Consider the following 18,671-nt stretch of genomic DNA (forward strand, 5'->3'; position numbering starts at 1 on the left):
CCTGTTCCCGGCATCTAAGCCGAAGTCAGGCAGAAATTCCACTTATCCGTCCTGTCCAAATTTCCCGAGCCAGCTCTGACGTCGCCACCATGCTCTTGCCTGAAAGCGCTCTCGGGTTCTGGACGCCGTCGGTCGAAAACCTTTGGCAGCAGCAGCTTACCGGCACAGATCTGAACCTTATCGCCGGCGCGGCCGTCGTCGATGCTGAAGGATATGACAACGTGCTTGTTCGCGTGTCGGCCACCGAAAGCGAGATCCTTTATCGGGAACGCATGCCCGTGCCGGGCTCGATGTGGCAACCTTGGTTGCCAGTGATCGGAAGACCCGGCGGAGCAAGGGCACACTTTTTTGCAAATCCCGTCGTGTCCGTCAGCGGCAAGCGCGTCGCTCCGCTCATCTGCTATGAGCAGTTGATTATTTGGCCCGTCTTACAGTCCATGCTTCATGACCCGGATCTCGTCATAGCCGTTGGAAACGACTGGTGGACCAAAGGAACCTCCATCACTGCCATTCAGCGCGCCAGCACAGAAGCCTGGGCACGGCTGTTCGATAAACCTCTCGTCATGTCCTTCAACATCTGATCCTGGAGCCCAAATCATGGACCCGGCCTTTATCAAGGAGTGCGCCGATCCGACGCTCAAGCCAGCTATCGTTGAGCAGTTCGTGTCTGCGGTCGGCTCCGGCGACCCACTCGCCGTCACCGTCAAATCGGGTGGCCGCCTCATCCTCATTCCCAAGCCCAAAACCCCCGACGAGGCGATGGGTATAGTCCGGCAGTATGTCGGCCAGGCGGTGGTCCGTGTCGGCGTGACGCAGCTTCCGGCCGGTGTGGGCGTGAAAGATAGCTCCGAGATCGCGTCCGATCTGGTCGAGCCTTGTGAGAATCTCCGAAAGGGATCTGCGATGTTCGCCAAGATCCTTCGGATCGTAAGAAAATGGTATGGCAACCCCACGAGCGCAGAGGTCTTTCCGCAAATTTTCGACGATGCGGTCTACGCCTGGAACACAGGTCAGTTCGAGGGCCAAGGCGTGTTTCAAGGCGAGGATCCGGGGGGCGCAGTTCCCGAGGTGGACAGCAAGGCGAAGGGCGTGGAGGAAGAGCCTGCCGAGCCCGCGCCGGCAGTAAGTGAGTCCGAACCGCCAAACACAAGCGATATCGATGGGGCAAGTATCAGGATCGATCTGTCGAGGATTGGCGGTCAGAGATAGCGAGCGTTTCCAATGAATGACCGTTAAGGCGACGCCGGGAAAGTCAGTGCTGACGCTTCTCCCGGCGGAAGGAAGAACCTCTTGATGCAGGCATCATTGCGAACAGCGATCTGCGTATGGGTACGCTCGTGAAAGCGAGCGCTATAGTAGATTTCATTACCTTCGGGGAATAGCCCTCGAACCGTGTCAAATGCCGGAAGGGTGGCTTCCTTGGCGATCTCGTGGACATAGTTGATAACGGCGCAATCCAGCTTCCGCACCAGTTTGTCGGAATTCCTGTCGCCTCTGGCATCGGGATTCACAGGCATTTTTCCGCCAGTCGCCTCGATCTGGCTCCTCAGCATACGATAGCTGGTCTGGATGAGAGGGACGTACTTGCGAGTAATGAGGTCGAGGCAATTGCCAAGATCGATAATTGCCCCGATCACGAAAGGCTCTTCGTAGGCGCCAGATTCAGCTTTTTGCGTCGCCCATTCAAGCGCCCGCTCAGGATCGTTTTCCCAAAAATAGATGCCGAATCCGAGCCAGTCATAAGCCTTTTCACTCGGGAGAACGGGTGATGCGCCAGTTAGCGCAGCCATACCGACAGCCTTGTCGCAGCCGTGGTAGCCCAGCGTATGCTGGATAATTGAAACTCAAGCGGCGGCCGCTTCCTCAGCGTCGTCGTCGCGCGCGTACTCCGGAGCGAGCTTGCCATCGGCAGACACAATGCCGGCGTCCATCAGATGACGGCGCGCGTCATCTGGAGACTTGGCGGCGTCTTCCGCCCGCTTTTCCATGAGCGCTATGAGCGCCTCCAGCTGGATGTCTGTCATCGTTAAGGCCCTCCTGAGCTAGTTTCCTAAACTTTATTGCAGGGACTCCGGCGAAAGCGCAAACGCCAACCAGGCGCTGCGCCGTATTAAGTTTCCTTTCGCTAAGTCGCTGCAAACGTTCATTTCAGCGAGACTTTGATGAAGCGGGAGGCTTCGGTTCGCAAGACTTGCAGTGATGACGCCGAAATTCGGTGCTCGACCTCCTCTCAGAAATGCTCGCCTTGCTAGAAATGTGGATATATGTTTCAATTTACTCTCGCGCGATGCAGGCGGTCAACACGGGGATATTACCTTGGCTCATTGGCTTGACACCTTACTCGATATTACCGCCATAGCACGCGATCAGAACACGCTAAAATCCGCGCTTTCCGATCTAGCAGAACGCTTCCAATTCTCCGGATATGCCTATATCGATCTTCGTTTCGGTCATACCCTCGCGATATCCAATTACCATCCCGATTGGCAACACCACTATTTCCATAACAATTTTAAGCTACTTGACCCCGTTATTCAGCGGGCAAAGAAGCTTCGACGCGCTTTCTCATGGTCAGCAGAAACAGATACGGCATCGATGTCCAAGCGGCAGAAGGAGTTCTTCGCCAATGCCGCGGACTTTAACATCCGATCGGGAATTACCGTTCCAGTTGCTCTGCCAAACCGCGGGACAGCCATGCTGACCTTGGCTTCTAGTAAGCCGCGGCCGGCCATCGATGGAGAGATCGATGCAGTGATGGCGGCTTCCACTGTCGCGCAGGTCCATGCTCGCATTCAGGCGCTGCAAGTGACACCATCGGTCGAGGAGCCCTTTCATCTCACTCCGAAGGAGGTGATTTTCGCACGTTGGCTTGAACTCGGCAAAACAGTGCAAGACGTAGCCGACGTCGAAAACCTAAAATACAACACCGTCCGAAAGACATTGGAGGCGTTGAGAGCCCGATACGACCTTTGCAATAACACGCAGCTGGTGGCTTTGGCCATCAGACGTGGATTGATGTGATTTGTCTTAGACATTGCCGACGACGTAGTATCGGTCGCGGAACGCAACGGCCATCCCGATAGTGCCGTGTTGCAGATGGGCTTCGGCATTTCGAAAGCAGGCGCGCACTTACCTTGACCTATCGGCCACCCGATATGATGCCGATCGGGCTGACTCGCTAGATGCGATCGCGGTATGGCTATGAATTATCACCTTCCAAATTGGCCAACGTGGTCAGCGGCTGCTGGATAGCTTGAACTTCGAGTTTGAGCATCTTTCTGACCGTCGCTGGAGGATCGCCGAAACGTTCTCGAAATCTGCGGATGAAGTGCGAGGAATTCTCGAAACCTGTCATCAGGGCAATTTCCGCTAAGCTCACGGCGGTGGTACGAACGAGCCGATTGGCACTATCGAGGCGCATCGTTAGATAAGCCGCGGAGGGAGAAACCCCCAATCTTGCTCTGAATGTGCGTTCAAGCTGCCGTCGGGACAAACCGACATGCGTGGCAATGTCCTCGATCTCAAGCAGATCCTCCACATGCTGCTCCATGATCAAGAGCGCCAGTTCGACCCGCTTGTCATCGGCGGCCTGTCCAAGCGGGTTGCGAGTTTGCATCTCCCTGGCATCTCGACGTCTGCTGATCTGAAGTATCTCCAATGCATTTCTTTCCGCATATTCACCAATATGCCTGTTCAACAGGAACGCGGCGAGATCTGCCGCGCTGCTTCCCCCCGCGCAGGTAATTATGTCTCCGTCCTCCACGAACAGTTCGTGTGATGAGACCGAGATTTCAGGGAACCTGTCGCGAAATTCCTTGTGATGCAGCCAGCTGACACATGCCCGCTTGCCCTTCAACAAACCCGCCGAAGCCAGAACAAAGCTACCGGTGCACAGGCCAATAATAGGCACGTTGTCTTCGGATGCCTTTTTTAGATATCGAAGGGTTTCAGGATCCAACACCTCTTCTTCGTTGAGACGGCCTCCCACGACCACCAGATAGGTGAAATCATTAGCTGGCTTCAAAAGCGACGTTGGAACGACCTGAACGCCAGAGCTTGAGGCAATGAAATGGCTCGTCGAACTCATCACGGACCAATCACATGCAATCCGCCCGGAATTGTCTCCTTGGTCACTTCCGAGACGTAAAGTGTCAACGAAAAGGGAAAAGGCATTCAACGTAAAGTTTCTAGCCAGCAAAAAGCCGATCTTAAGTTTGACCGGCGGCTTGCTACTCGTTCTGCTTTGCGAGGTTTGATGGCGGATCATGGCGCTCCCAAGATAGCACGCATATTCTTGATTTTAACGTGGGAAGCACTTTCAAGCTACTTTGCAACGAGAGACTGTCACCCGCCACGCGTAAGAGTCCGCTCATCTGCTCGCTTGTCAGATTAAGCCATTTGAAGTGCAACGCGATTTCTTTGGAAATGTCGAATAGTATCGACGGCCGAGAGAGACTAGCCGATGGTCGCAATCTCCTGCTCGAACTCGCGCATCCCGGCATAGCCTTCCTGGGCGGGTATACGACCCGTGCCGATCATTCTTTCCGTACATACTTTGAAGAGCTTCAGATATGCGTTGCCTTTCTCGCCAAGTATGCCTCGGGAATTGTGCAGTTTCCCAGACAGGATCTCGGCAGACACATGTTCTGCGATCATCATATGCGCGGCATCCGCCACGGACCATCCCCGCTTGATGACTAAAACCGCTGCTAGACTGTCTTGAGCAATCAGTGTTGCAAAAATTTCCTCGGCGGCATCATCGAAAGCCCTCTCATTGGGCCTCCCATTTCCTCGATACCGGACACGAAATTTCTCGATTTCGGCCCAAAGAAGTTGAACCTCAGGTGAAAACGAAGCGTGCTTCTTCCGCTTAAAGAAACCAAACATGTCACCTCCCGAATTCCCCTAGAAGCGAACGTCCCAATCACCCCCAAGACCTAAGCTGATTCACGTGTGCCGTCTACTCGCACGCCAATCGCCATTGGCACGGGAGCCCGTCGCGAGAGTGCAAGGAGCAGTGCCGCCCGGACGTTGCGCGACCGACGGCTTGCAAGGTCGATATCGCGCGTGACTACACCCATTCGATAACAAGCTAATCCTCGGAACAAACCTCGGTGAAGGCATGGCCAACCGCCTCCCGATAAGTGGCGCTTGGCTATCTCCAGTTAGAACGCTTCGGTCGGCTCAATGATTGGCCGGTATGGAGCTTTCGTCGCAAGCGGATGACGCTGGCCCGGTCACGTTCAACAGTCGGCGCCGGATCAAGGACCGAGCCGCCCAGTAAAGGAAGCCTAGTTCTAATCCAGGCCGAGCTTCTTACGAAGGTCTGCGTTTTCGGCACGGAGCTTCTGCGCCAACGACTTGCGAAGCCTCTGATTTTCAGATTCGAGCGCAATCAGATCAGCGAGACCGGCGGCTCCGACAGGAGTGGAAGGTTCGAGGTTTTTCTTGCCTTTCGTGACCTTGAGCGAAGCTGCCTTGGTTGCAACCTTTTGTGTCGGTTTCGCCACGACGCTCACGGAGGACCCCAGGGACACCGACTTGGTTTTCGATGCACGTTTGGAATTCTTCTCGGCGAGTGCGGCGGCCATCTCTTCCTTGCTTCGACGGCGCGCACGCGTTTTCTTAGGTTGTTCCTGCGACACCGCCGGCTCTGCGCTTGTCGGATTTTCGGAAATTTCGTCGGCCATGAACGTCTCCTAGATAATTAACAGCCTTGTTTGTACCGTACAAAGCAGAGTGTCAACATTGTCGTCCACCCCGCGACGGTCTTGGCGAACGAAGAGCACGAAGGTGGGCGGGAAAATCCATCAAATCGAGAACGTTTCAAGTGCCCCGTCAAGTTAGCTGCGTGGAGGACAGGCCATGAACCATCAGTTTGAACACGAACAGGATGCCGTGCGGCTTTCTCTCGATCTGCTCAAACACAAGCATCTTCGCGGGTATCGCACATTGGCTCCTTCCGATGTCTCCCACACGGCGTCTCCTTGAAATTCGTCGACCCCGAAGCGCAGATCGCAACGCCCCGGGGAAGCTGGCCGTTATGCTATCTCAATCTCGGTTTGGACGGGACCAGATAAGCTTGAGATCGTCCTCTCCCTCTACGTCGGCGAGCGTTGCGTAGATTGGAGCGGCGAAACTAGGATCGTCGAGCTTGATCGACAGGTAGTCACGGCCTTGGTCGGAGGTCTTTTTCCATGCGGCTCCAAACTCAACGGCGCCTGAGTAAATCCTGTACTGAGGTCCTTTCTCGGAGGGGCTTTCAACTCGGTCAATGCGTGCCTTGATGTTCATTGCCAGCGTACGAATAGAGCCGGTGTAGCCGCTCTCGGTAGCAGCAAAAGTCCCAATCGTTGCCATTCTTCGTTCCTTTCAATCCTTGGTGCTCCGGACTTCGCGCCGGCAGCTGTTGAAAAGGGCCATCAGAAACTAGCCCGCCGATATAAGGCGCAAGGGAGTACGGCGCGGCAAGTCGCAGATCTGCGAGTAGAGGTGGAGCGTGATGCGCGCTGGTGACATTGGCTCGGCGCGGATCAGGTGCGCGCCCAGCTTAAACACGTTTGGCGAAACATGTTCTTGGCGTCACGAGCAGCGGCGCGCCGCGCTACTATTCGCGGACGCCCTCAAGACAAGTAACAACATGATTGCCCCTTGCCGTGTCCGCGAAGATCCGCCTCCACTAAAGGCGGCGCTCGTTGACTTGGCCTGCACTTATAGGGCCAGCGAATGAATCGTCGTAATACGCTATTGGACCGGCGCCACGCAGATGACGACCTTTCCTCCGGGAACAACGTCAACAGCGAGAACAACCATGAGAAAGATTCATGCCGCCATGTTGGTCGCGGTATCGAGCCTCTGCCTGGCTCCGGCACTTCACGCCGAGACCCTTGTCGTCAACAGCTATGGGGGCCCATACGAAGACATCATCCGGCGCGAGATAATTGAACCATTCGAGCGGCAAACGGGCATAGATGTCGTCTACGACGCTGTCGGCGCGGCGTCGCAGGACTATGCCAAGATCAAGGCAACCAGGGGCCGCCCGGGTTTTGATGTCGTTGTGATGACCGCCTCTCAATCGTTGCAAGGCTGTCACGATGGCGTGCTGGAACGACTTGATCCTGTAGCCATCCCTAACCTTCGCCACGTGGCACCCAAACTTGCCGGCTCGGCGGGCCCTTGCGGCGCTGTCCACGAGCTTCAGTACATGTCGCTCCTGTACCGGACCGATAAGATGGCGTCACCGCCCCGGTCGTGGTCCGCGCTTGCATCGCCAGAACTAAAAGGCAGGATCGTGCTGCCGACATTCCAGAATATCATGGCGCTGTATCTGGTCGAGATTTTCGCGACCATGAACGGCGGCGATTTAACGGGGAATCTTAACCCAGGCTTCAAGGCGATGTCCGAGGTTGCAAGGCAGTCTATCGGATTTGAGCAGAGCTCGGCAATCTTGGAAAGCTATATCAAGGACGGAACGGTCTGGGCCATGCCGTTCTGGAACGGTCGCGCCCAACTGTTGGTGGAGAGTGGCTTCCCGGTCGACTACGTTCGACCGCTTGAAGGGACCATTCCACTGATCGCGACGCTCAACATTCCGATCTCGGCGGAACACAAGGCATCTGCGAGGAAGTTCATCGATTTCTTTCTGGACAAGACCAGTCAGGAAGCGTGGGTGCGTGCTTACAAGGTTGGCAGCGCACGGACAGATATCGACGTTCCAGATGAAGTGAGAGCCCGACAGATCACGACGGAAGCGGACCTTGAAAGTCTGCTCTTGCCGGATCTCTCCGTTATTGCCGCACGCCTGCGAGAGTGGGGAGAGCAATGGGAGCGCGACGTTGTCGCGCATCAGGAGTGAGGAAGGAACATGACCATACTCGCACTTGATCTCCCCGACCGGCGACGCGGCTCGCGCCACAGTTTCTTACCGGCTTTCGGGCTGTCGCCCGCCGGCCTCATGCTCGTATTCTTCTTTGCAATGCCCATGGGGATGATGATCGGGACAAGCTTCCACGATCCGTCCTCGGGCGCCCTGGGCCTCCAAGCTTATGAACGGTTCCTAAATGACGGCTTGACGCTGAAGGGCTTTTGGCGAACCGCGATAATGTCATGTCTCGTGGCGGTGGCCGCGACCGCGCTGGCATTTCCACTAGCCTATTATCTCGCACGTACGAAAAGCAGATTTCGCATCGTTGTTCTAGCGCTCGCGCTTGCTCCGGAACTCGCAGGGGTCGTGCTGCGAACCTATGGATGGCTCATTATTCTGGAAGATCGCGGCTTCATCAATGACATCCTTCTGCACTGGGGTCTTATTGATCAGCCGTTGCGCTTATCGAAGAACCTTTTCGCGGTGGTGGTGGGCCTCACGCATGTGGTCCTTCCTTTTGCGATTCTGTCGCTCACGACAAGCATTCAAGGCATAGATCAAAATCTCGAACGAGCAGCTCAGATGCTCGGCGCAAACCGGCTCTCGGTCATCACAATGATCCTCGTGCCATTGTCAGTGCCCGGAATTGTCAGCGCGCTCCTGTTGTCGTTCACGATGGCGGCGAGCGCCTATGCGACCCCCGCGCTTCTCGGAGGAGCAGGCTTCAAGGTCCTCGCGACCATGATATCCGAACAAGTGCTCTTTTACGTGGATTGGTCATTCGCCGCGGTCATGGCGAACGCACTGCTCGTTCTCATGCTCGTTGTCTCCTACGCTGGCTTGAACGTCGAGACACGTCTGCGCGACAAGCGCGGTGAAAGACACGGAGGTTGAAATGAACCGGCTGATTTCCATTCTCTTTTGGTCTGCCCTCGTGATTGTTCTGACATTTATCACGCTTCCGCTGCTGGTGGTCGTGGCCGCATCGCTAAGCCCAACGGCCGACGTCACCTTCAGTCCATCGGCGTGGACGCTTCGCTGGTATCAGGACCTCGTCTCGCAGCGATGGCTGGCGCCGTTCGCGCTCAGCGTGAAAATCGCGATAGCGGTGTCGCTGATAAGCGGCATCATTGGTACGCTCGCCGCTTACATCGTGGCTTTCGAACGTATCCCAGGCGGCAGCGCGGTCATGGCCGCGCTTTTGTCCCCGCTTTCAGTTCCACAAATTGTCAAAGGGGTCGCGATCGTTCTGTTTCTCTCCATCCTTGGCCTGCAGCCCCTGCTTGGAACGCCCTCCTTGATCGCAGCCCATTGCGTGCTCGCGCTTCCTTTCGTGATTAGAATGGCCGCCACCGCGATCGCGAATTTCGACGGCAACCTTGATCGGGCGGGTCAAGTCCTAGGTGCTAGTCGCTGGCAGCGGGTCTGGCATATTCTGCTTCCGGCGATTAAGCCGGGTGTTCTGTCCGGCATGACGTTCGCGTTCGTTATTTCCTTCAACAACATTCCATTGTCCGTGTTTCTCGTACGTCCCGGAGACACGACGCTCCCCATAACCGTGATCAATTATCTCGAATACAGCCTCGATCCGGTCCTGGCGGCGGTCAATGTGGCGTCGATGATATTCATCCTCGTCGTCATCCTCGCATTCGAAAAATTTGGCGGCTTCTCCGCCCAGCTTCATGGAGGTAGCAAATGAGCGAACTTGATATCGAACTGGTTTGCGTAAGCAAGGCGTTTGGCGCGATTTCGGTCGTCAAGGACATCGACCTGCAGATCCCGAAAGGCGAGTTCGTGAGCGTTCTCGGACCGTCCGGTTGTGGCAAGACCACGACGCTCAACATGATTGCCGGCTTCAACCGGCCAAGCCGCGGAGACATCAAAATACGAGGTCGAAGTCAGGTAAATGTGCCACCAGAGGCGCGAAATATCGGGCTTGTCTTCCAGAACTACGCGCTCTTTCCTCATATGACCGTGGCTGAGAATGTCGCATTCGGCCTCAAGATGAAGCGAACCCCCAAGATCGAGATCGCTTCAATCGTGGAAAAGAGCCTGCGTGGCGTACATCTCGAAAAACTGGCTGATCGTTACCCGAAGGAACTTTCCGGTGGACAACAGCAGCGTGTCGCCCTCGCCCGCGCCTTGGCACCCAGGCCATCCGTTCTTCTCCTGGACGAACCACTGTCAAACCTCGACCTGAAACTGCGGGAATCCATGCGTGGCGAGCTGAAGGACATACAACGTGAGCTCAACATGACCTTTGTATATGTTACCCATGATCAGGAAGAAGCGATGGCGATGTCAGACCGCATCGTGGTCATGTCGAACGGGGTCATCGCCCAGCAGGGGAAGCCGGATGCACTCTATCGACATCCAGTTTCAACCTTCGTGGCGGACTTTATCGGCCGATCGAACATCATCGGTGTTGAACGGATGGTGAAGCGACCGGGAGGTTGCGAGGTGGCGGTCACCGGCAGCCAGATTACACTGAGGGTGGCTGTCGCGCCCTCTCATGCAACACCGCACTATGGCGTCATCCGCCTTGAGGATGTGCTCGTGTTGGGGGACACGCCATTCGTGGCCCAAGAACACCTCAACGTTCTGGAAGGTCGACTTGATCGCGTGACGAATCTCGGGGCGTCCCTGGAGTTGTCAATTCAGATCGGCTCGGGCCTTTCTCTTTGCGCGGCGGTCCGATCGGCGGAAGCAGGCTTTCTGCCGGCGACGGGCGAGCCGATAAGGCTTGGGATCGATCCCTCGGCTGTCACGCTCCTGAAGGAGTAGCAATCGGTCGATAACCATCGCTTATCAATGCAACTGCTTCTTTATTGGAGCACGCGTCAAGCTCCCAAATAAGATCAGGACAGCCTCAAAAGGAGGCTCATCCGCAGGAGATACGAGAATGTTGACAAGAGAAAAGATAACCGCGGTCCAGCATGACAGCAATGTCTGCGCGGACATCGTGGGTTTCGACTTCGCTCGCTATGATGAGCGCGATATCAACGAGATCCGCAAATACTGGCTCCAGTATGGGGTCATTCGTTTCAAGCATACACGCATTACAGACGACCAGCAGGTGAGGTTCTCGCGACACTTCGGTGAATTTGTTATTCATCCAAAGCAGCTGCAGGAGGGTGGTCACCCGTCCCACCCAGAAATTCTGGTGATCAGCAACGCAATGAAGGACGGAAAACCAAGCGGCGCGATGGGCAACAGCGAAGCGACCTGGCACACGGATACCTGGTTCTATGAGAAGCCGCCAGCAGGCGCCATCTTGCGCGCCATAAAAATTCCGCCTTCGGGCGGAGATACCTACTTCCTTTCCACCTACATTGCATATGAGACGCTACCGGCCGCGCTAAAGGCAGCCATCGATGGCCGGCAGATCTTCTTCCAGAACGTTTATGACAAGACCGGGAAGATCAGACTCGGGAAAGAGGAGCCAAGCAGCCGGGACTTTCGAGAATGGAGCGGTATTGTCCACCCTCTGGTACGAACACACGGCGAAACGGGACGAAAAGCCCTTTACCTTGGTGGCACATCGGATGGCGCATGGATTGTCGGTATGAGCATTCATGAAAGCAATGCCATACTCGCGGAGCTGTGGGATCACACAACGAACGGTAGCCACGTTTTCGTTCAGAGCTGGGACGAAGGAGACATCATGATGTGGGACAACCGCTGCACCATGCACCGACGCGATTCATTCGATCCTTCTTTCGTCCGCGTCATGCACCGCACGACGACATCCGGCGAACGCCCGATCTAAGCCGGACAAGAGAGGTTCTCGGCCATGGCTGGACTTTATCGGCTCTTTGAGCGCCATCCACCCCTGTCATCAGAGTTAGTTGAGCTCTTGTCTCTGGTCGAGACGGCCACGATCGGCCACACCGAACATCTCGGGTTCGTTGGAGCCGGTATCGTTCCGCTATTCTCGGCTCGTGTCGCCGGGGTGGCGGTGACCGTCGCGGCGCCTGGCCGCGACGGTGCCATCATCTATCGCGCCGTCGACCAACTTTTGCCAGGCGATGTATTGGTTATTTCCCGCGTCGACGGCGACGATATCGCATGCGTTGGTGGAGGTGTGGCCACTGCAGTCAAGGCCAAGGGAGCGGCGGGAATCATAATAGATGGGCCGTGCACCGACCCGCAGGAGATCATTGCTACTGGTCTGCCGGTATGGTGCAGAGGCACGTCTTCCAAAACCACCAACCGGCGGTTCAACATCGGCGGATCGCTCAACGTCCCGATAGCTTGTGGCCGAAGCGCGATCCTACCAGGTTACGCCATCCTCGCCGACTGCTGCGGTGTCTTCGCAACTGAGCGTCAGGCCATGCGATCGATTGCCGAGAACGCACTCGCTCGCCAGAAACGCTCCACGCTGATCCGCGACCATCTGGCCGCTGGTCATTCAATATTTGATTTCAAGGAACCTGCACGTGAAAATCGCATTGATTCAGATGAGCTCTCAGCCTGATCTTCGCCGCAACCTGGCTGAGGTCGAACGCATGATGACTGAAGCGGTCGCCGGCAGTCCCGATCTCATCGTTCTTCCCGAGCATTTTGATTGGATGGGAGGATCTTCCGACGATAAGCGCGCCGCGGCCGATTTCGTGCCGGGAGGTCAGGCGTACGAATGCGTCCGAGATTTCGCGCGACGACACCGCGTCTTTGTTCATGCTGGCAGCCTCATGGAGCGATGCTCGCAAAGCGGCAAGGTATTTAACACGACTGTCATTTTCGATGCTAAAGGAAGCCGTGTCGGAGCGTATCGCAAGATCCATCTCTTCGATATCACCACACCAAATGGAGCGCGGTATGCCGAATCCACGGTCGTCACGGCGGGAGATGATCTCCTTGTCTATGAGCTGAAGGGGTGGAAGATCGGGTGCGCGATCTGCTACGATTTGCGCTTCTCACGCCTCTTCGACCGGCTAGCGCAAGAGGCCGTCGACATCTTCATTCTCCCCGCCGCGTTCACACGACAGACGGGGGAAGCCCATTGGGAGGTCTTGTGCCGCGCGAGGGCGATCGAGTATCAGGCCTTCTTTGTCGCATGCGGTCAATGTGGCAGTTACCCCGCCTTGAATGGCGAACCTCGAGAAACATTTGGCACATCGCTGGTTGTTGACCCTTGGGGCGAGGTCATTGCAAATGCGGGCCAAAAGCCATGCGTCCTTCATGTCAAGCTTGACCGAAAGCGACTTGAAGATGTGAAGGAGCTAATTCCCATGGCAAGCCATCGGGTCGACATGAACACGCCGCGGATGCAGGTTCGGCACTCCAGCTGACAATACTTTCCGTTCGCCGGAAAACTTCATCAAGATTTACTCCTCCCTTATCCCGGCTCCTCCTAACCTTCTTGTACAACCAAGGAGGTACTGGAGATGCAAGAAACCCATGCTCCAAACACGCACTCACAATTCCTCTCCGCGGCCGCACTGCGTGATGCTGGCGCCGAGTTGGAGACCGGTGAGATGCTCGCGGCGATGGACAATGCTTGGGCGGATATTCGCTCCGGCAAAGCGTTCGGATCAAAGGCGGTTTTGTCCCTCCCGGAGGAAGACTTCTGGCGCGATGGCGCCGTTGCACACCGCAAGGAGGAGTTCGCGGATGAAAGACTGGGTTGGAAGCTTTCATGCCTCTACAGTGTCAACGAGCGCTATGGAGGAGTGAAAATTATTGGCGCCAATGCTTTCAACCGGCAGCTGGGCCTACCGCGCTCCACCTCGACGATCGTTCTCTTGGAAAAGAAGACGTTACGGGTGCTTACGGTGATGGATGGAACCGGTATCTCTGCTCGCCGCACGGGCACCTATGCCACCATGGTGCTGGATGCTTTTTGCCGCCGAGACAAACCGTTGTCGGTTCTGCTTTTCGGAACAGGCCCCACGGCCCGCGCCGTGGTGGAATGTCTCAGCTTCCGATATGCCGACCGCATCGGCAAATTCTCAATTCAGGGCCGATCGATTGACCGGGCATCGCAGTTTATCGATGCGATCGATTTTCCAAATAGCCTGAGCCTTCAGCCAGCCGAGAAAAAATCACTGGCTGAAAGTGATTTCATTATCACCGCGACAAACGCTCGTGCCCCGATTTTTGATAGGGACGAGTTGGCCCGTGACGCCGTCAGCCTGCATCTTGGCGGGGACGAGGTTCCCGAGAGCTACCTGCGGCGGGTGTTGCGGACGGGCTTGGTCGTCTGCGACGACCTTCGTACTGTATCGCATCGGAACTCGCAAAGCATTGCACTGCATTTTTCCCGGCGTGGTCTCTCACTGGCGGAAGTGGGGCCGCTCCTGGGGCTTCAAGACCTGACGACAACAGGAGCGACAGCCGCTCGGCACGAGGGACCTATTTGTGTCACATGTGTCGGACTACCAATGCTGGATCTCTACGCGGCACAGGCTACCTACGAGAAATATCGCCGGCTCACAGCATCGGATCGAAGGTAGCCAGCGATGTTCATATCCCAATTGCTTGGCAAACACATAGCGGACGTCGCCCGGCGAGGACCACCGTCAGGCACAAGCGACACCGTACTTCGTCTCGTGCTCGACGCCGTGGGGGCAGGAGCGGCCGGCGCGATCTGCGCCGGGCCCCGTGCCGCGCGCCGTTCCGTTTTACCAATCTTTGGATTGGGCGACGCGCCAATCTGGTTTTGCGGCACGGGCTCGAGCGTGTCGGGAGCCGTACACTGTAATGTCGCCGCGTGTTGTGCGCTTGATGTCGATGATGGCCACCGAGCCGCGCGCGGTCATCCGGGCGCGGCGGTCGTCGCGACAGCTCTCGCGCTTGCACAGTTGCATGATCGCCCAGCCGATCGGTTCTTGGCTGCGATCGTCGCAGGCTACGACGTCGGCGTAAGAATTGCGGCGGCACAAAACCCCATCGGGATTACCACGCGACAATCAGGCCGATGGGCGAGTCTCGCGTCCGCTGCAACGGCGGCTGCATTCTTGGGACATCGGCCAGAAGTGATTGCGCGGGCTCTGTCGATCGCGGGCGTGCTCGCACCCAATCAGCAGGCCAATGGTAGCTCCGGCTACTCGTCGCTTACTGGAAACGATGTAAAGGAAGGCATAGCATGGAGCAGTGTCACGGGATTGATGGCGCTGGAACTGGCCTCTAACGGGCATACTGGCCCTGAGGATTTCCTCGATCATCCGAGCTTCTACGACGGTGAGAGGATCCTGTTCGATCTGGGAAGTCGATGGGAAGTGAACGGCCTGTATTTGAAACCGTATGCCTGTTGTCGCTACATTCATCCAGCACTCGACAGGCTTTGCGACCTGATCGAGCAGAACAATATCCTCGTTGATGACGTTCGCTCTATTGAAGTCGCGACCTTCGCCTGGGCAACAAAACTTGGCAATCGAACCAATCCTGACAATCTGATCGAGGTGCAGTACAGCCTTCCCTATTGCCTTGCGGTGGCAATCGTCGATGGGCCCAAGGCGCTGCTCCCTCCGCGTACTGATTGTCTCGGTCGCCCCGACATCGAAGCTGTCGCGAAGAGAGTGAAAATATTCGTACGTGACGATATCGACGCTCTCTTCCCGTCTGAGACATTGGCAATCGTCAGTGTCGTGACCAGCACAACTCGCGTGACATCCGCACTTGGAACTCCTTTTGGCGATCCGCGCTGTCCCATGCTTTGGCCAGATGTCGAAAGGAAAATTCGTGTCCTAACGCGAGACGTTCTTGCCGCCCAACAACAAGGAGAAATCATCGACGCCGTGCTTGCGCTTGCATCAGGAGAAATCTCACCGCTGCTCAGTGCGCTAAAGTCGATCTCTCTCGACGAGGACGCTCAACAACACTTGTGACGACATATCAGCCTCGGTTTACGACGATCGCGCGGAAATTACGTCCGCCGTGAGCGAATCGAAGTCTACTCGGGAATAAACTCGCCGATCCCGCCAAGGCACAACTTGCCTTATTGCGAGGTGGGGCGACCCAGCGCCACTCCGGCGCCGGGTTGCCCCGTTGAGTCACGAGTATGGGGATTGGCAAACCGCGCGGACGCCCGCGCGAGGGACATACGTGTTGTCGCTGGCTCGATAAGTCTTATAGCGCGACGCGCACCATTCGTAGTGACGAGAACTGACCCGCGCGGGGCGGTTGGCATTATTGACGGCGCCACTGATCAGAGCCCCGGCGCCAAAAGCCGCGAGCGGGTACCACCAGCCATCGGAATGACGGCGGTAGCCCCGGCGATGGTCGCGATAACCGCAGTGGCCGTGATACCAGCCCTCGCGGTGATCCCAGCGACGATACTGAATTTGGTCGACATTGGCGGTGACCTGCCTTGCCGTCGTCGGCGCCTGAACTTATCCGATAACCTACATCACGATTGAGGTGCGGGACTTCACTTCCAGCGGACAGCCGTCGCTCGGGATTGAAGCGCCAGACAGGATGCGGTAAGGCACTCTTTCCAAGTGTCGTGAATAAACTTCATCGTCGCCGCGACTTTCATGTCAGCGATCCATAATCGCGGTGATGGGCTTTGGCGTTCATCGAGCTGGAGGGAATGCGGCATCCGCACCAATCGATTGCTGAAACGGAGCATCCTGCGTTGAGAAGACCAACACGCCAGTTCACCGTCGAGGTCAGGTCGTCAAATCGTCGATCGTCCCTCAAACCAACCTCAATATGGGGTGACATTGACCTGAAGGCGCTGGTCCGTGAGGCCGAGGCTGAAATCGCACTTGATAGGAGCCCGGTCCCAACGCCAGTGGATCCCCCGGTAGAGGTAGCCCTGGAAGAGACGGTGGCGCCTCCTCTCCCCGTCGATGACAATCACGAACAAAACGAGGTTGGACCTGAAGTTTCAAGTGCAGGGGTTGCCAACCAGATCGACGTCGCTCTGCCCGTGCAGGTCGTCGACGCCGGCGAAGAGGCGACCCAGCAGGCGGCACGGCCCCGCAAAATCAAGCCTCGGCGACGTCCGGCTCGAACGGTCGAATCTGTGCCCGCTGTTGTCCCTGTCGATCAGACTGATGTTGACCGGCTGCTGGCCGAAAATCATGAGCTCAAATTGCTACTCCGCCAGAAGCTATTGCGAGACAACGCTTTATTGCGAGACATGTTGGATCGGAACTAAGCCTGACACCAGCGCTCTCGTTCTTCGGCGAGATAACCTGTTTTTTGTCCACGTGGCCGGGATTGCCATGCCTTCGTCGCAGCCGATCACTCGACGATCGGGCTAACTTTCTTTTGACGAAGATAGGGGGCCGTAGAAGGCTCGCGAGATGTCATCGACTGGCTGATCGCGGAGGGCACCGCCAGCCGAGACCGACCGTCAATCGATGGCTCGAAAGCTTTCCTACCACTACGTACGTACCCTCAATGCCCGCTCAGTTCTGTCGGCGATCTGTGTAACGGCGTAGGCGATCACCATGTAGATCACGACGGCGACCAGGAAGGCTTCGAGGTAGTAGAAGTTCAAAGCGGCGGTTAGCTGCGACTGAGCGAAGATATCGACGACCTCAATGGCGAAGCCGAGCGACAGGGCCTTCATGATCACCATGAAGGAATTGGCGAGATCGGGGATCGCCGCGACGATGACCTGCGGCAGCATCACACGACGGAAGAGCTGGCTCCTCTTGTAGCCCAGCGAATAGGCGGCGTCCGCCTGGCCGGTATCGAACGAGTTCAACGCCCCCTTGACGACCTCCGCCTGGAAGGCCGCGACGCACGCCGTCAGCGCCACGATCAGCGTTACCCAGTTCGGCGTCGAGTGGCCGTTGTAGTCGATGCCCGCAAGTGCGGCGAGGGCGTGCAGGGTCGATGGAAGGCCGTAATAGGCGAGGAAGATGACGATCACCATCGGCACGCCCTTGAAGGCGACCTTATAGGCAACGACGAGCTGGCGAAGCACCGGGATCTTCCGGTACTCAACCATGGCAAACAGGCTGCCAACGATCGTCGAAAGCACGAAGATTGCGAGCGCCATCGCCAGCGTGAGCGGCACCGCGCCCAGGATTTCGTGGAGATCGGGAAGAAGAACTTCGCTGTCGAACATGATAGTTTCCTTCCCTGATCAGACGCTGGCCATCAGCGGCGCGCTGACGGTCTTGTCGTTCGAAGCATATTTCCCCGAGCGGCGCTCGAAGAAGCGCACGATCGCCCACGCAACGAGGCACAGCACCGAATAGAGCACCGCGAGCACGAGATAGGTCTCGAACTGGTATTGGTTGTAGTCGCGTTCCATCACCAGATGGGCCGTCGCCATCACGTCCGCCGCGCCGATATACATGACCAGCGCCACGTTATGGATCAGGTAGATGATCGCGTTTCCATAGCCGGGAAGGGCGATATGGAGGGCCTGGGGCGCGACGACGCGTAGCAGCTTCCGCCGGAGCGTATAGCCGAGGCTGTCGGCCGCATCGTGCTGTCCGCGCTCGACCGCGAGATAGGCGGGACGCATGACCTCCGAGAGGTAACCGCCGTGATAGAGGCTGAGGCCGAGCATGGCCGCAATCGTCGGCGAGACGAAGTCTTCGATGCCAAAGACACCAACAAGCACCGGAAGGCCATAGAAGGCGACGAACAGCTGAAGAACAACGGGAACGCTGCGGGCGTAGGATACGTAAAGATCCGCCAGCTGGCTGATCACCGGAATCCTGCGCACCCGTAACGCTGTTGTGATCAAAGCCAGCACGAAGCCGGCGACCATGGCCGTGAACGTGATCGCAAGCGTCAGCGGCAATGCCGAGAGCAGCTCGGGGATCATTATGGAAAGGTCCACTTCGGAACACTCCTTCTTTCAGTCTGGGGCCCGGTCGCCGGCTTCAAAAGCCCG

22 protein-coding genes and 1 pseudogene are annotated in these 18,671 nt (G+C 56.9%); 14 read left to right on the forward strand and 9 right to left on the reverse strand.

Features of this window, described 5'->3' with window-relative positions; translation table 11 throughout:
* The coding region (locus ACCD05_RS22295) for a nitrilase-related carbon-nitrogen hydrolase (RefSeq protein ID WP_413395422.1) at positions 1-581 on the forward strand (581 nt) is incomplete at its 5' end.
* A 13-nt stretch (positions 582-594) separates the two neighbouring features.
* Positions 595-1,209, forward strand: coding sequence for a TraH family protein (locus tag ACCD05_RS22300; protein WP_111564339.1), 615 nt, complete (start codon positions 595-597; stop codon positions 1,207-1,209).
* A 23-nt stretch (positions 1,210-1,232) separates the two neighbouring features.
* Here ACCD05_RS22300 and ACCD05_RS22305 read toward each other — a convergent pair whose 3' ends face one another.
* Complete coding sequence (locus ACCD05_RS22305) at positions 1,233-1,790, reverse strand: hypothetical protein (RefSeq protein WP_111564249.1); 558 nt, start codon at positions 1,788-1,790, stop codon at positions 1,233-1,235.
* A gap of 54 nt (positions 1,791-1,844) precedes the next feature.
* Positions 1,845-2,024, reverse strand: coding sequence for a hypothetical protein (locus ACCD05_RS22310; RefSeq protein ID WP_018010295.1), 180 nt, complete (start codon positions 2,022-2,024; stop codon positions 1,845-1,847).
* Positions 2,025-2,316: 292 nt separating this feature from the next.
* On the opposite strand from ACCD05_RS22310, the gene traR reads away from it, so the two are divergent.
* On the forward strand, positions 2,317-3,021 hold the full coding sequence (gene traR, locus ACCD05_RS22315) for an autoinducer-binding transcriptional regulator TraR (RefSeq protein ID WP_112989774.1): 705 nt from the start codon (positions 2,317-2,319) through the stop codon (positions 3,019-3,021).
* A gap of 178 nt (positions 3,022-3,199) precedes the next feature.
* Here traR and ACCD05_RS22320 read toward each other — a convergent pair whose 3' ends face one another.
* From ACCD05_RS22320 to ACCD05_RS22330, 3 genes are all read right to left on the reverse strand, one after another.
* The gene (locus ACCD05_RS22320) at positions 3,200-4,267 is read right to left on the reverse strand and encodes a GlxA family transcriptional regulator (protein WP_111564251.1); all 1,068 of its coding nucleotides are present in this window, start codon (positions 4,265-4,267) and stop codon (positions 3,200-3,202) included.
* Between the two features lie 188 nt (positions 4,268-4,455).
* On the reverse strand, positions 4,456-4,887 hold the full coding sequence (locus tag ACCD05_RS22325) for a hypothetical protein (protein WP_111564252.1): 432 nt from the start codon (positions 4,885-4,887) through the stop codon (positions 4,456-4,458).
* Positions 4,888-5,297: 410 nt separating this feature from the next.
* Positions 5,298-5,690, reverse strand: coding sequence for a hypothetical protein (locus tag ACCD05_RS22330; RefSeq protein WP_413395425.1), 393 nt, complete (start codon positions 5,688-5,690; stop codon positions 5,298-5,300).
* Between the two features lie 175 nt (positions 5,691-5,865).
* Here ACCD05_RS22330 and ACCD05_RS22335 point away from each other — a divergent pair, with 175 nt between their 5' ends.
* A complete protein-coding gene (locus tag ACCD05_RS22335) occupies positions 5,866-5,991 on the forward strand; it encodes a hypothetical protein (RefSeq protein WP_413395427.1) in 126 nt (41 codons plus the stop codon).
* 60 nt (positions 5,992-6,051) lie between these two features.
* Here the strand turns inward: ACCD05_RS22335 and ACCD05_RS22340 are convergent, their stop codons facing one another.
* Positions 6,052-6,360 (reverse strand): DUF736 domain-containing protein, encoded by a 309-nt coding sequence (locus ACCD05_RS22340; protein WP_111564253.1) that lies wholly within the window; start codon positions 6,358-6,360, stop codon positions 6,052-6,054.
* 451 nt (positions 6,361-6,811) lie between these two features.
* Here ACCD05_RS22340 and ACCD05_RS22345 point away from each other — a divergent pair, with 451 nt between their 5' ends.
* The 9 genes from ACCD05_RS22345 to ACCD05_RS22385 all read left to right on the forward strand — a co-directional run bounded on the left by ACCD05_RS22345 (position 6,812) and on the right by ACCD05_RS22385 (position 15,693).
* Positions 6,812-7,855 carry an ABC transporter substrate-binding protein gene (locus tag ACCD05_RS22345; protein ID WP_111564254.1) on the forward strand — a complete coding sequence of 348 codons (1,044 nt, stop codon included), beginning with the start codon at positions 6,812-6,814 and terminating at the stop codon, positions 7,853-7,855.
* Between the two features lie 9 nt (positions 7,856-7,864).
* Positions 7,865-8,758, forward strand: a complete 894-nt coding sequence (locus ACCD05_RS22350; protein WP_413395430.1) for an ABC transporter permease — start codon at positions 7,865-7,867, stop codon at positions 8,756-8,758.
* Between the two features lies 1 nt (position 8,759).
* Complete coding sequence (locus ACCD05_RS22355; RefSeq protein ID WP_111564255.1) at positions 8,760-9,563, forward strand: ABC transporter permease; 804 nt, start codon at positions 8,760-8,762, stop codon at positions 9,561-9,563.
* The gene (locus ACCD05_RS22360; RefSeq protein WP_111564256.1) at positions 9,560-10,648 is read left to right on the forward strand and encodes an ABC transporter ATP-binding protein; all 1,089 of its coding nucleotides are present in this window, start codon (positions 9,560-9,562) and stop codon (positions 10,646-10,648) included. Before ACCD05_RS22355 ends, ACCD05_RS22360 begins: the two co-directional genes overlap by 4 nt.
* Before the next feature lie 118 nt (positions 10,649-10,766).
* Complete coding sequence (locus ACCD05_RS22365) at positions 10,767-11,633, forward strand: TauD/TfdA dioxygenase family protein (RefSeq protein WP_111564257.1); 867 nt, start codon at positions 10,767-10,769, stop codon at positions 11,631-11,633.
* Between the two features lie 24 nt (positions 11,634-11,657).
* Complete coding sequence (locus ACCD05_RS22370; protein ID WP_111564258.1) at positions 11,658-12,341, forward strand: RraA family protein; 684 nt, start codon at positions 11,658-11,660, stop codon at positions 12,339-12,341.
* A complete protein-coding gene (locus tag ACCD05_RS22375) occupies positions 12,304-13,155 on the forward strand; it encodes a carbon-nitrogen hydrolase family protein (RefSeq protein ID WP_111564259.1) in 852 nt (283 codons plus the stop codon). The genes ACCD05_RS22370 and ACCD05_RS22375 overlap by 38 nt, the downstream gene beginning before the upstream one ends.
* A gap of 96 nt (positions 13,156-13,251) precedes the next feature.
* The gene (locus ACCD05_RS22380; RefSeq protein WP_111564260.1) at positions 13,252-14,319 is read left to right on the forward strand and encodes an ornithine cyclodeaminase; all 1,068 of its coding nucleotides are present in this window, start codon (positions 13,252-13,254) and stop codon (positions 14,317-14,319) included.
* Between the two features lie 6 nt (positions 14,320-14,325).
* On the forward strand, positions 14,326-15,693 hold the full coding sequence (locus tag ACCD05_RS22385) for an MmgE/PrpD family protein (RefSeq protein WP_111564261.1): 1,368 nt from the start codon (positions 14,326-14,328) through the stop codon (positions 15,691-15,693).
* A gap of 165 nt (positions 15,694-15,858) precedes the next feature.
* Here ACCD05_RS22385 and ACCD05_RS22390 read toward each other — a convergent pair.
* A pseudogene (locus tag ACCD05_RS22390) lies at positions 15,859-16,173 on the reverse strand (BA14K family protein); the annotation flags it as partial.
* Positions 16,174-16,373: 200 nt separating this feature from the next.
* On the opposite strand from ACCD05_RS22390, the gene ACCD05_RS22395 reads away from it, so the two are divergent.
* On the forward strand, positions 16,374-16,970 hold the full coding sequence (locus tag ACCD05_RS22395) for a hypothetical protein (protein WP_112991241.1): 597 nt from the start codon (positions 16,374-16,376) through the stop codon (positions 16,968-16,970).
* Between the two features lie 228 nt (positions 16,971-17,198).
* On the opposite strand, the gene ACCD05_RS22400 is transcribed toward ACCD05_RS22395, so the two are convergent.
* Together ACCD05_RS22400 and ACCD05_RS22405 are read right to left on the reverse strand one after the other, a co-directional pair.
* Complete coding sequence (locus ACCD05_RS22400; RefSeq protein ID WP_111564263.1) at positions 17,199-17,891, reverse strand: amino acid ABC transporter permease; 693 nt, start codon at positions 17,889-17,891, stop codon at positions 17,199-17,201.
* Between the two features lie 18 nt (positions 17,892-17,909).
* A complete protein-coding gene (locus ACCD05_RS22405) occupies positions 17,910-18,617 on the reverse strand; it encodes an amino acid ABC transporter permease (protein WP_111564264.1) in 708 nt (235 codons plus the stop codon).
* Between the last annotated feature and the right edge of the window lie 54 nt (positions 18,618-18,671).

Source organism: Rhizobium sp. Rhizsp42 (genome assembly GCF_047304155.1).
Taxonomy (GTDB): Bacteria; Pseudomonadota; Alphaproteobacteria; order Rhizobiales; family Rhizobiaceae; genus Rhizobium.

Excerpts from the sequence above, each read along its gene's own strand:
- ACCD05_RS22345 (WP_111564254.1), top strand. The coding sequence starts at position 6,812 with ATGAGAAAGATTCATGCCGCCATGTTGGTCGCGGTATCGAGCCTCTGC.
- ACCD05_RS22360 (WP_111564256.1), top strand. The coding sequence starts at position 9,560 with ATGAGCGAACTTGATATCGAACTGGTTTGCGTAAGCAAGGCGTTTGGC.
- ACCD05_RS22385 (WP_111564261.1), top strand. The coding sequence starts at position 14,326 with ATGTTCATATCCCAATTGCTTGGCAAACACATAGCGGACGTCGCCCGG.
- ACCD05_RS22320 (WP_111564251.1), bottom strand. The coding sequence starts at position 4,267 with ATGATCCGCCATCAAACCTCGCAAAGCAGAACGAGTAGCAAGCCGCCG.
- ACCD05_RS22305 (WP_111564249.1), bottom strand. The coding sequence starts at position 1,790 with ATGGCTGCGCTAACTGGCGCATCACCCGTTCTCCCGAGTGAAAAGGCT.
- ACCD05_RS22325 (WP_111564252.1), bottom strand. The coding sequence starts at position 4,887 with ATGTTTGGTTTCTTTAAGCGGAAGAAGCACGCTTCGTTTTCACCTGAG.
- ACCD05_RS22400 (WP_111564263.1), bottom strand. The coding sequence starts at position 17,891 with ATGTTCGACAGCGAAGTTCTTCTTCCCGATCTCCACGAAATCCTGGGC.
- ACCD05_RS22335 (WP_413395427.1), top strand. The coding sequence starts at position 5,866 with ATGAACCATCAGTTTGAACACGAACAGGATGCCGTGCGGCTTTCTCTC.
- ACCD05_RS22365 (WP_111564257.1), top strand. The coding sequence starts at position 10,767 with ATGTTGACAAGAGAAAAGATAACCGCGGTCCAGCATGACAGCAATGTC.
- ACCD05_RS22370 (WP_111564258.1), top strand. The coding sequence starts at position 11,658 with ATGGCTGGACTTTATCGGCTCTTTGAGCGCCATCCACCCCTGTCATCA.
- ACCD05_RS22380 (WP_111564260.1), top strand. The coding sequence starts at position 13,252 with ATGCAAGAAACCCATGCTCCAAACACGCACTCACAATTCCTCTCCGCG.
- ACCD05_RS22340 (WP_111564253.1), bottom strand. The coding sequence starts at position 6,360 with ATGGCAACGATTGGGACTTTTGCTGCTACCGAGAGCGGCTACACCGGC.
- ACCD05_RS22330 (WP_413395425.1), bottom strand. The coding sequence starts at position 5,690 with ATGGCCGACGAAATTTCCGAAAATCCGACAAGCGCAGAGCCGGCGGTG.
- ACCD05_RS22355 (WP_111564255.1), top strand. The coding sequence starts at position 8,760 with ATGAACCGGCTGATTTCCATTCTCTTTTGGTCTGCCCTCGTGATTGTT.
- ACCD05_RS22310 (WP_018010295.1), bottom strand. The coding sequence starts at position 2,024 with ATGACAGACATCCAGCTGGAGGCGCTCATAGCGCTCATGGAAAAGCGG.
- ACCD05_RS22350 (WP_413395430.1), top strand. The coding sequence starts at position 7,865 with ATGACCATACTCGCACTTGATCTCCCCGACCGGCGACGCGGCTCGCGC.